The sequence below is a fragment of the Verrucomicrobiota bacterium genome (assembly GCA_027622555.1).
In the GTDB taxonomy this organism is placed as follows: Bacteria; Verrucomicrobiota; Verrucomicrobiia; order Opitutales; family UBA2995; genus UBA2995.
In genome coordinates this window covers 1-11516 of record JAQBYJ010000043.1, presented here as the reverse complement: position 1 = coordinate 11516, position 11516 = coordinate 1, and the positions used below count along the sequence as shown (strand labels likewise).

The 11516-nt window shown below is 48.7% G+C and carries 7 protein-coding genes; 6 read left to right on the top strand and 1 reads right to left on the bottom strand.

What is annotated here, in order from left to right:
* Nucleotides 1-155 precede the first annotated feature (155 nt).
* The 4 genes from O3C43_12570 (at nucleotide 156) to O3C43_12555 (ending at nucleotide 7110) form a co-directional block, all read left to right on the top strand.
* On the top strand, nucleotides 156-4055 hold the full coding sequence (locus tag O3C43_12570; GenBank protein MDA1067327.1) for a hypothetical protein: 3900 nt from the start codon (nucleotides 156-158) through the stop codon (nucleotides 4053-4055).
* Nucleotides 4056-4122: 67 nt separating this feature from the next.
* A complete protein-coding gene (locus O3C43_12565) occupies nucleotides 4123-5139 on the top strand; it encodes a tripartite tricarboxylate transporter substrate binding protein (protein MDA1067326.1) in 1017 nt (338 codons plus the stop codon).
* Nucleotides 5140-5152: 13 nt separating this feature from the next.
* On the top strand, nucleotides 5153-5614 hold the full coding sequence (locus O3C43_12560) for a tripartite tricarboxylate transporter TctB family protein (protein MDA1067325.1): 462 nt from the start codon (nucleotides 5153-5155) through the stop codon (nucleotides 5612-5614).
* Nucleotides 5611-7110: a tripartite tricarboxylate transporter permease gene (locus tag O3C43_12555; GenBank protein MDA1067324.1), complete on the top strand. Its 1500-nt coding sequence runs from the start codon at nucleotides 5611-5613 to the stop codon at nucleotides 7108-7110. Before O3C43_12560 ends, O3C43_12555 begins: the two co-directional genes overlap by 4 nt.
* A gap of 98 nt (nucleotides 7111-7208) precedes the next feature.
* Here O3C43_12555 and O3C43_12550 read toward each other — a convergent pair whose 3' ends face one another.
* The gene (locus tag O3C43_12550) at nucleotides 7209-8558 is read right to left on the bottom strand and encodes a sulfatase-like hydrolase/transferase (protein MDA1067323.1); all 1350 of its coding nucleotides are present in this window, start codon (nucleotides 8556-8558) and stop codon (nucleotides 7209-7211) included.
* Between the two features lie 234 nt (nucleotides 8559-8792).
* On the opposite strand from O3C43_12550, the gene O3C43_12545 reads away from it, so the two are divergent.
* Together O3C43_12545 and O3C43_12540 are read left to right on the top strand one after the other, a co-directional pair.
* The gene (locus tag O3C43_12545; GenBank protein MDA1067322.1) at nucleotides 8793-10334 is read left to right on the top strand and encodes a sulfatase; all 1542 of its coding nucleotides are present in this window, start codon (nucleotides 8793-8795) and stop codon (nucleotides 10332-10334) included.
* 10 nt (nucleotides 10335-10344) lie between these two features.
* A complete protein-coding gene (locus O3C43_12540) occupies nucleotides 10345-11118 on the top strand; it encodes a carbohydrate-binding family 9-like protein (protein ID MDA1067321.1) in 774 nt (257 codons plus the stop codon).
* The last annotated feature ends 398 nt before the right edge of the window (nucleotides 11119-11516 follow it).

Below are 11516 nucleotides of genomic sequence, written 5' to 3'. Positions count from 1 at the left end.
GCCCGTGTGTATTTCCTTGTTGAGTTTTAAATTTTCTATTTTTGGTGCTTTAAGAAAAAAGTTAAAATAGTCTTAGTAATACTAAGCTGACTCGGTGTCTCGAAGAGCAAACCCGCCTTCGATGACTTTTAACTATCTCAACCTGCAGATCTCAAATGACACCCTTTGTTTGGAAGGTGATCAGAGTTCCGGCACTCGCTGGAACGTTGATGTTCTGTACTCTATTGAGTGGTGCCGAGGAGAGGGAAGAAAGTTTCGACATCGAATCCGGTCCGGCGGTGGACACGCTTGTCACCGCTTCGGAGCAAGGTCGAATCCAACTTCTCTACGCAGCAGAGATTGTAAGAGGAGTTACTACGCATTCGGTAAAAGGGAGATTCCCTGTTCGAGAAGCGTTGGAACTGATGTTGGAGGGCACCCAACTCGTGGTCGTCCCGGTTAGTGATGGTAAAGCATTCGGTATTACCAATCAGGAACTGCCAGGTGAAAATGAACTCCTTGGCCAAAGCGATCAACCAACATTAAAAACAACTCAAGAATCTCAAACTGAAATGACTCCTAAAAAAAAGAACTTTTTAAAAACACTGGCCACGGTGCTAACACTTGGCGTTGCTGGTAATTCTGGCACACTCAACGCTCAGGAGGACGACACGGAAAACATCTTTGAACTCAGCCCATTTACCGTGGATGCCTCAGAGGATAGTGGGTACACCGCAACATCCACCTTATCGGGCACGCGCATTCGAACGGATCTGAATGATTTGGGTGCCGCTATTTCAGTGGTGACCTCCGAGCTAATGGAAGACCTCAGTGCTACGGATGCCGGGTCTTTGTTATCTTACACCGCGAATACGGAAGTCGGTGGCAATCATGGCAATTTTGCCGGCGGGGCCGATGTCCATCCCAGCCGGGTCGACATTTCAAGTCAGCGAACGAATCCGCAAAGCAATCAACGGGTTCGAGGTATCCTAAGTGCCGATCTTACCCGGGGACTCTTTTTGACGGACATTCCATTCGATAGTTACAATACGAGCCGGGTCACCATCAGCAGGGGGCCCAATTCATTGCTCTTCGGCATCGGAAGTGCGGGAGGAGTGATTGATAACAGTTTGAAAGAAGCACTCATGGGCGAAAACTTTGGAGAAGTTAAAATCAGGTTTGATAATTACGGTAGCTTGAGGACGGAGCTCGATATTAACCGGAGCTTTGCCAATGATCGAGTTGCTCTGAGAATAGCCGGCCTGCATGACGATGCAGAGTTTAAACAGGAACCAGCCTGGAATCGAGATGAACGTCTATTTGCCACTTTAACGGCGGTCTTATTTAAAAATGAAAACAGCAATTTCCTGGGTGAAACGCGGTTTAAGACCAATTATGAAACCGGTAATTCCAAAGGATCGCCCGTGGAAATCATCCCGCCCTCAGTCGCTTACCATGGATGGTTTGAACCTACTCCTGCCAACCTTGAGCAATTCACTGGTTCGAAGCCTACAGCCAATGTTATATCCCCTAGTGAGGGAGGTAACTGGAAATTCCAGGAAACCTACAATCCGTTTATCTTAAACAAGGAGAATCAGATTTTCACCAATGTGCACCCATCCTTATTCCAAGGGCCCGGGATTACTTGGACCAATCCGAATTCGGCGATTCCCGATGTCGGCACGGGAGATGGACTTCAGGTCAATTATGGCGCTATCCCGTGGACCAATGCTGATACGCTCGACAGCACGGGTTTAGCTGGTACGGCTGCAGCCATTACTACGTTCGGTGCGGATGCTCCCGGAAGCACCAAGGTGAAACGGGTTACCGAATACCACACGAATAGTCCCTATGCGGAGCCATTTGCCGCCGGCTTTACAGTCCCTAGTTTGCAGAATAGGAACGTATTTGATTATCATAACAAGGTTTATTCCGGTGGGATTGACCACGTTGAACGCGAGTTTGATGCAAAGAGTTTCGCGCTCGAACAAACGTTTTTAGACAATAGATTTGGCATCGATATTGCCTACGATGATCAGCATTATGAATCGACTCAGGATTTCTTTTTTACCGGAGGTGGCGGAGGAAGCACGGCCGGTCCCTATGACATTTACGTCTCGATTTCGGAGTACCTGACCGATGGACAGCGTAATCCCAATTTTGGTCGGGCTTATACACGGGTTGTCTTTCCTGAAATCGAATTCTCGGAGACTGATCGTGAGACATTTAGAATCACGGCCTTCGGTGAGATTGACCTTACGGAAAACGATGGCTGGTTGAAACATTTTGGAAAGCATCGATTCACCGGTCTCTTCAGCGATTATCAGGTCGATACGCATGGAACCATTCTTCTCGATGCACTGGACGGTCTTGATTTCGATGGTCGTTCCGCAGGAAGAAATCGCCTTCTGAACCAGTCGGGTAGAGTGGTTAACGCTGTGGTATATACCAGTGAGTCGCTGCTGGGCCTTCAATCCATAGATGATGTGCGACTTCAACAGATCAATATCCAAAGGCCACAACATGGAGACACTTTTGATGGTATCTATGCAGAAATGCTGAATGTTGGTAAATATTCTTCCAGTAATCCTGCGCCTAGGAAAGTGGAACGAGGAACCTGGGTTCTCGAACAAATCCTGCGGGAAGAATCGATTGGGAGAACTGAAATTGAATCAAAGGCTCTGTCGTGGCAGAGTTATCTATTGAATAACCATATTGTCGGACTAGCGGGTTATCGTGAAGACGACACGAAAAGCTTTGGCAGAGCGAGTGAGTCTGAAGTGGGTTTCGACGATACTGATTCTGAGGGGCGCTGGGATCCTACGTTCACCAGACTGTCAAAGACTGCAGGTCTTGTCGAAACGGGGGACACGGTTACTTGGAGCGTAGTAGGGAGGTATCCGGAGAAAATCCTGGGAGGCCTGCCCGAAGGAATGGACCTGCAGGCTCATTATGCCGAGTCTGAGAACTTTAATCCGATTGGCTTAAGGAATAATGCCTTGGGTCAAACCATAAGTCAGCCCACAGGCACGACTAAGGAATATGGGTTTACGGCATCTTTCGCAGAGAACAGATTCTCCGTTAAGGTAAATTGGTTTGAAACCAGTCTAACGAAAATCGATGTAGGTTTTGGATCTGATATTGCTCAGGACATTATTGGACAGTTGACCTCTTACCGCCAGGCGGAACTGGGTGGAAAGCTCTGGGCCGAAAATCTTGTCCTGGTTAATGGAGATCCGGCTGCGTTTCCCATTCAAAGCTATGAACAATATTATCAATTGGCTGAAAAAGATCTTCCTGCAGGAATGGCCACGCTGATCAATCCTCGCCGGGAAGATTCCGATGGAGATGGAACTTGGGATACTTTCGATTGGGACCGTATTCAAAATCTGAGCTCCACGCGCGATTTAGTGGCAGAGGGTATGGAAATTGAACTGGTTGCACGTCTGACCCCTGGCTGGAGAGTATTGGCAAACATAAGCAGACAGGAAAGTGTGAATTCCAACACCGCACAGCTCATGCTCAAAGTCTGGCAAGAGGCTTTGGCAAATAGCCGAGCTTCCCGTACGTATGAGGTGATACAACAGAGACAAGTTGCCGACCGTACCCAAGGGGACACTTGGTTTAGAGATAGGTTTATACCATTGGTGTCATTGACCGCCCGAGATGGTACCAAAACGGCTGAACAAAGAGAATGGCGGTTTACAGGCGTAACCAACTACGAATTCTTGGAGGGACGTCTTAAGGGGTTTGAAGTCGGGGGAGCTATTCGTTGGGAAGATGAAGCTGCAACCGGATACGTCACTACCTTTGATTCGAACGCTGAAGTGCCCATTCCATTTGCTGATACCAATAGACCGTTTCTGGATGATGGTCTATTCAGTGGAGATCTTTGGGCCTCCTTCAGCCGGAGAATTTGGGATGACAAAATCGATTGGAGAATCCGTCTCAACATCCGCAACGCATTCGGTGACAATGACGATATACCGGTCGTAACCAATCCGGATGGCCAGGTGGCCGTTATCCGTATTCCGAATCCACGCACAATCTACTTATCTAATTCGTTCAGGTTCTAGGAACCCATTGCCTATACTTTCAAAAGACTAGCCAAGCGGGTTCAATCCCGCTTGGCTGGACGGCACGATGAAGCAATCAACCATTTGTGGAGAGACGTTTATGAGCCTGTCTTGCCTTTATTTGTTAATCGGGTCATGCTTCCTGATTGTATTTCCCGATACGAGTGTCGCTCAGGATTATCCTGATAAACCTGTGACGATGGTGGTAGCATTCGGGGTCGGAGGCAGTGCGGATCGGATGGCTCGTGCCATGTCGACTACCGTATCCGAGGAGCTGGGGCAGCCCATCCAGGTAATAAATAAAATGGGAGCTGGAACGTTGCTGGGAGCGAACTATGTATTGGGGCAACCACCTGATGGATACACTGTATTTGCGAATACCTTCTCTCCATACCTCCTGAATACGATTCTTGAAGGGAATGCCAAATATACGGTAGGCGATTTTGCCTACATAAATTTTCAATGGTTTGATGAAGACTTGATTGCGCTTTACCAAGGGTCAAAGTTTCGCGATTTACCTGAACTCATTCAGGGCATTCGCGACAAACCAAAAACAATCAAGGCCTCAGTGGTTCGCGGCTCCGCCGGGCATTTAATGGCCAAGCTTCTTCTTGAAGTGAGTGGGATTCCTCAAGAAAATCTCAACCTGGTTACTTACAATAGCGGTGGCCAGGCCCGTGCCGCTGTTGCGGGTGGAGTGGTGGACTTTATCGTTATCAGTGCTACGGGGTCCGAAACCATCCGGGAGTATATCCGACCATTAGCGATTGTAAGCCATGAGGCAAATGATGAATGGAATGCACCTTCCATAAATGAGGCCTTGAAACCATTGGGTGTCTCAGTGCCTGTTCTTCCTGGGTCGGCGAGAGGTTTCGCGACTACCGCCGAATTCAAGCACCAGCATCCCGAACGCTTTAACATTCTTGTCTCTGCATTTCAACGAGCATTGCAGGATGAAGAACTTCAGCGACAATTAAAGCGTTCAGATATTGGAAGTCGATGGACAGGGCCCGAAGAATCTGAGAAAATTATGGAGACAAGTTTTACGATTTTTAAAGACTATTCCTATTTGTTGAAGTTGTAGATGTCGGAGTAAAGTGAACAAAATCAAAAAATCATTCAGTGGTAATCAGATTGCGGATCTTGTGGTGCTGTTGGTTCTTTCAAGTTTGGTAGTATGGTACTTTTTTGACGCTCATACTGCTTCGACCCATGTCCTTAATTTGATACTTATTCTGCCACTTACGGGCCTCATCTTGGTTCTGTGTTTGATTCAGTTTGTTCGTCAGGGATTTCGTCGGTTACCTGAAGAAGAGGAAGTTGAACCTGTAACAAGTGTACTTCCTGTTATAGGTATTTTTGTGATGTATACACTTACTTTGCCCTGGCTTGGATTTGATGTAGGTACTGGAATATTTATCGCTGTGTTCCTTTGGTTCAATGGCGAGCGGCGGTGGCCCTGGATTATTGGTTATGCGGTGTGCTTCGCTTCCATCGTCTCATTGTTTTTTGCAGCCATGCTTCCTTATCCCATGCCCATGTTAGTCTTTCCGTCATGATCGATTATTCAGCAGCGTTCGATGGACTGACGCAATTGTTTTCAAATCCTTCCTACTGGTTGATTATTATTCCGGGTATTCTTATCGGATTATTATTCGGAGCCGTGCCGGGGTTACAAATCTCCATGGCCATGGCAATATTCCTGCCAGTGACTCTGTATATGGATTTCATACAAGCCATGCTTTTCCTGACCTCCATATTCACTGGTGGAGGATTTGGAGGAAGCATCCCTGCCATTCTGATGAACATTCCCGGAACCTCCTCTTCTATTGCAACGTCGTTTGATGGATATCCTATGACGCGAAAGGGTCAGCACAACACCGCGCTTGGGATTGCATTAGGTGCTTCGTGTATTGGAGTCATAATCGGATACAGCATCTTGTTTATTCTCATTGGTCCTATTTCAAAACTGGTCCTAAAAATCGGCCCGGCAGAAATGGCTGTCGTGATCCTTTGGGGAATAACCCTAATCGGAACCTTGAGCGGTGGCAGCCTTTTGAAAGGAATCATTTCCGGGATGATTGGCTTATTGATTGGAACGGTTGGTTATAGTGAAGCAGGAGTGTCTCGAGGAACCATGGGAAGTCCTTATCTGCTTGACGGCATTCCGGCTATTCCAGCGATGATTGGAATGTTTGCGGCCGCCGAACTGTTCAAACTTGCCAAGACGAACTATCTGGTCGAGGACAGCGAAGCCAGGATTGTAAGCATAAGGGAAATATTTTCCGGATTCAAAAAAACGATTAGTTATCCGTGGATTATTCTGAAGGGTAGTTTGGTAGGCGTATTTATAGGATCGGTACCTGGTGTGGGTTCATCCATTGCCAATTTGGTTTCATACATGCTTACCAAGAAACAAGCCGCCAATCCGAAGTCGTTTGGACAAGGCAATCCTGCGGGAGTAGTCGCTTCAGAATCGGCCAACAGCACCTCTGAGGCAGGGTCCATGGCGACCTTACTAGCCTTGGGAATTCCGGGTGGCGGAGCAACTGCGGTTATGTTGGCTGCTTTCGCGATGCACAACATCACAGGCGGGCCTCAATTTATTCGGGAAGAAACAGACATTGTCTACGCTATTATTTTTGCCAATTTCGGACAGGCGGTATTACTCATGGGGCTTGGTCTGCTTTTTATCCCGATACTGGCAAATGTAGTAAAAGTCCCCATGCGCTACTTGGTGCCTTCCGTGCTCGCGTTGGCCATTTTTGGAGCCTTCGGATTGACCGGAGATATGTCGGGGCCGATAACTGTTATGATTTTTTCCATAGTTGGCTGGTTGTTCAAACGCTTCAATTACTCCGTTCCAGCAGCGGTCGTTGGAATACTCCTTGGCGGAATGGCTGAAGAATCATTGATTTACTCTTATCAGATCAGCGGTGGTCAATGGAGCTACCTGTTAGAACGGCCTGTTACTCTATTTATTCTGGCGCTTCTTTTCTTCTCTTTATTTGGAAACGTGTTGGTTGAAAAGCTGACTAACAGCCAGCGGTCTTAAGATTCTCCCTTTGCCTTTTGTGTCATAAGGAGTTCTCAGTTAATCGAAACGACCGTTTTGTTTTTATAGAGGGTCTTAAGATCATAAAAATGCTTATTTTATTCCTGGTCGGGTGGAGGAGTCGCCTTGGGATCGTATTGAATGTATCCTGCCGGAGCATCTTTGAGGATACGGTCGAGAATGGGTTGCAAGCGCTTGCGGGCCTTGTCTGCCTCGGGACCATTGGCGGGTGACGCTTCGAGCCAATCATTTGGCACGTCGAAGAGTCGTCCGTCGGCGTAGAGTTTCCACCGCTGATCCCGGACAAAACAACGGAAGGGAGCATCCTTCGGACCCCCGCTCGAATAAGATATGAAATTATAGGGTCGGGCTTTGCTGGTGTCGCCGTGCAGCAGGGGAAGAAAACTCTGTCCGTCGCTTCCATCTGGAATAGTGGATCCTGTGACGTCTCCGATCGTGGGCAGCACATCCGCAAAATCGACCAGTGAGTCCATCGTCGTTCCCGCTTCAATTTGTCCCAACCAATTCGCGACGAAGGCCACCCGGGTACCGGCATCGGTCAGCAAACCTTTACCGCCCTGAATTTCACCGCGACCGGGAAAGGGCGATGTGATCGCTTTATTCGTACCATTGTCGCCTGTAACCAGGATAAGTGTATTTTCCCGCAGACCGAGCTGATCAAGTATGGTGACAATTCGCCCTACATTCTTGTCCATGTAACTGACCATTTCCCGGAAATGGGCCAGACCTCCCCGGTCCTTGTCCGTCACTTCCCAATCCGGACTCAACGGTGTCGGATCGAAGGGACTGTGAACGAGGAACATTGGGTAATAAACCAGAAAGGGTTCGTCCTGTTTGCGCTCGATAAAATCGAGGATGTAATCAGTCACCAGGTCGGGGCCATACAGCCCTTCGGTATCCGGAACCAGCTGGCCGTTGCGGAAAAGCTTCGGTGACTTATAGCGTGAACCTTTATTACGAAACAGCTCCGATGGCTGTTGTTTACTCTTCTTTTCGGGAGTAAAATGCCAGAGGCAATACTCATCGAAACCCGCTTCGTGGGGCCCTTCCAGGTCCAATTCGCTCAGCTGCCATTTACCAGCCACGCAGGTGGAGTAGCCGTTGTCTTTTACCATTTTTGCGAAGGTTGGTTGAGCCAGATCCAGGCGGCCGAAAGTAACGTAATTTCGAAAGTTGTACCGCCCAGTCATAATCTTGACCCGTGAAGGGGTGCAAAGAGGTTGCGAGTAAGCCTGTGTGAATTGCGCACCCGTATCGCCCAGCTTATCGATGTTGGGCGTTGAATAAAACTCGCTCCCATAACCGCTGTAGCATTCGAAGCCGATGTCGTCCGCCAGGATTACGATTACGTTGGGCTTTTCTGTTGCCACCGCAAAAGTACAGAAGAAAGACAGGAGTGATGCCACCAACAACTTAGACTTTTTCATAGTTGTAATTGTTGTCTCATACTTTCACTTGGCAAGCTCGCGATATACGGGAGATTCAACACCGTCATACACCTCAATAGAATGTGGGGGCCAGCCTCGAAAATTCATTTAAACCATCAGTGATTAAAAAGAGGAAGGCGAAGATTCTTTTGAGAAACCCCTTTCCTTTTGTTTGCGAAAATGTAGTTTGATTCTCTATCAAGTTTGTCGAATTACCTCTAACCCCAATTACATTTGAAATCACTTTTCAGAGTTTTTAACTTCGGAGTGTTGGTCGTTTTAACTTTGAGTTTTGCCGTATTGGATACCGCGGCCAAACGCCCAAACGTGCTGATGATTTGTGTGGACGACTTGAATGATTGGGTCGGCTGCCTAGGCGGGCATCCCCAGGTCAAGACGCCGAATATTGATAGCTTGGCGGAGCGGGGTTTGCTTTTCGAAAATGCGCATTGCGCGGCTCCGGTTTGCAATCCTTCGCGTCTGGCTCTCTTGAGCGGTCTGGATCCGACGACAACGGGTGTGTATGGGAATAGCTCCTATTGGCCTTACAACCACCCGAGTCTCCTGACCATTCCCAGGCAGTTCAAATCACATGGCTATCGAGTGGAGGGTGGGGGCAAGGTTTTTCATCACACGCCGGGCCATAATCCGCCTGATCAGTGGCATTATTTTTTCAAGCAGCGTTGGGACGATCCCTACCATCGCTATCCCGCGGGTAGTTTGAAGTCGTTGGGTGGTTGGCCGAAACCTGTAGTGAAGTGGCCGGAGGGGTTCCCCTTAAACGGTCTGGAGAATGTGCGAAACCCGGTTCAATCCCCACCCGGCGGTCCCCGTGAATTTGACTGGGGGCCACTGGATAAAGGATTGATGGAAACAGGAGATGGCAGGGCCGTTGCCTGGGCCGATCAATTTCTCGATATGGAGCACACAGACCCTTTCTTTCTGGCGGTGGGAATTTTCAGACCGCATCTGCCATGGTATGCGCCAGAACCCTATTTCGATATGTATCCGCTCGACGAAATCGTGATGCCAATCCTCAAGGAAGACGATCTGGATGACCTGCCGGAATCGGGGAAACAAATGGCCCAAAGCAGCAAACCCGATTTTGATTATCTGAAGTCGCAAGGCCGGTACCCTGAAGCGGTTCAAGCGTATTTGGCGAGCATCTCCATGGCAGATGCGCTGCTGGGTGAGTTGTTGAAATCCCTGAATGCCAGCGCTTATGCAACTAACACCATCATAGTGCTTTGGTCCGACCATGGATGGCATTTGGGTGAAAAGGAACACTGGCACAAATTTACCTTGTGGGAACGCAGCACCCGGGTTCCTTTTATCGTGGTCGCTCCCGGAAAGACCACACCAGGCCAGCGAAGTTCGCGACCGGTAGGACTGATCGATATTTTCCCTACTTTGAACGAGCTCTGCGGACTCGATCCTGTGGAAGGTCTGGATGGAATCAGTCTGGTGCCTCTGCTGGAAAATCCAAACCGTGTATGGGATCGGCCGGCTCTAACCACGCATGGCCCCGGGAACTATTCGGTCAGGTCCCAAGATTTCAGGTACATTCGCTACCGTGATGGCGGGGAAGAATTATATGATCACAGAAGCGATCCCAATGAATGGAACAACCTTGCTGCGGATCCACAATTTGCCGACCTGAAAGCTACACTTTCCAAAAGAATGCCCGTCAAGGCCACGCCGCAAATCGAATCCAACAACGAAGTCGAATTTGACCCTTGGGCCTTCACCTTTCGCCTGAAAAAAGTTGAGGAATGAGCAATTGAAAATGACCACGAGTATAATAAAAAGCACAACTCATCTCGCATCTGGATGGTTGATTCTTACAACTCTCCTTTTCGCGTCATGCGGCAAAATGGATGACCCAAGTGATTCGGCGAACAAACTCACCTTTCAGGAGTTGGAGGTAGACATGCCGATCGGGGATTGGGCAGGGATCGAAAAAGTATTTTCCGAGGCAGAAGCAATTAACTATGCCGAAGTCTGGGTGGAGGCTCCCAGTCCGAATTTCCGCCCGGCCGAAGCCAGGGTTCTGTGGCATTCTGATGGCCTTTGGATCCTGGCCAAATTGGAGGACGAAGACATCTACAACACAGCCACAAAGTTAAATGATCCCACCTGGGAAATGGGCGACGTGTTTGAAATATTCCTCGTTACCCCCGGCAGTGAACGTTACCTCGAATTCCACGTGACGACTGGAAATGTTCACTTACAAATTGTCTGGCCTGATTTCCAGGCGATCAGCGAGCTGAGGGCGAAAGGAATACGTGCGGTAGACTATATGGTGGAGGAGCCACTACTGACCAGCTGGGTTGACGTGGACCATGAAAACCACCGTTGGACCGTTCTGGCCAAAGTGAATGCCGAAGCCATCACCACTCATGGCCCACTCACGCCGGGTATGGTGCTGAAGACTTCATTTTCGCGCTACGACAGATTTCAGGACAGAGAGAAAATCATTTTCTCCTCAACCTCTCCGCATAAGAAAATCAATTACCACATCCAGAGTGACTGGAAGGACTACGAACTCATTCCTCGATAGTTACCTCAAGCGTTTCAAAAAATTGTACCGAGTGAAACGACATCAACCAATGTGATGAGGAGCACGTGTCACGCCCTTGGGCGACGGCGGAAGGCGCAGTTCGCAAGCTAGCGCGGGAGCGTAGATAACAACGTGACCAAGCAGGTTGCGGGCTGGAACGCAGCTCCTCGCGCATGTCGGTTTTAGCCTGCAAGGGTGCGTTTTTGTATCCTCACTTTTAGTGGGCTTACCATATTCTATGCTAACTTCCATAAAACGTTCTTTAACTTGTAATTTCCCGTGGTCTCTTCCGCGGGGTCGGTGACTGATAGGAAGTTTGAGCATTCGAAATCGGCAGCGAGCTACCTCCTACAGTTGTATATGCGATACGAAATGTAGGAGGTAGCTTGCTTCCGAGC

Coding starts and splice junctions, on each gene's coding strand:
- O3C43_12570 (MDA1067327.1), top strand. CDS start 156: ATGACACCCTTTGTTTGGAAGGTGATCAGAGTTCCGGCACTCGCTGGA.
- O3C43_12565 (MDA1067326.1), top strand. CDS start 4,123: ATGAAGCAATCAACCATTTGTGGAGAGACGTTTATGAGCCTGTCTTGC.
- O3C43_12555 (MDA1067324.1), top strand. CDS start 5,611: ATGATCGATTATTCAGCAGCGTTCGATGGACTGACGCAATTGTTTTCA.
- O3C43_12550 (MDA1067323.1), bottom strand. CDS start 8,558: ATGAAAAAGTCTAAGTTGTTGGTGGCATCACTCCTGTCTTTCTTCTGT.
- O3C43_12540 (MDA1067321.1), top strand. CDS start 10,345: ATGACCACGAGTATAATAAAAAGCACAACTCATCTCGCATCTGGATGG.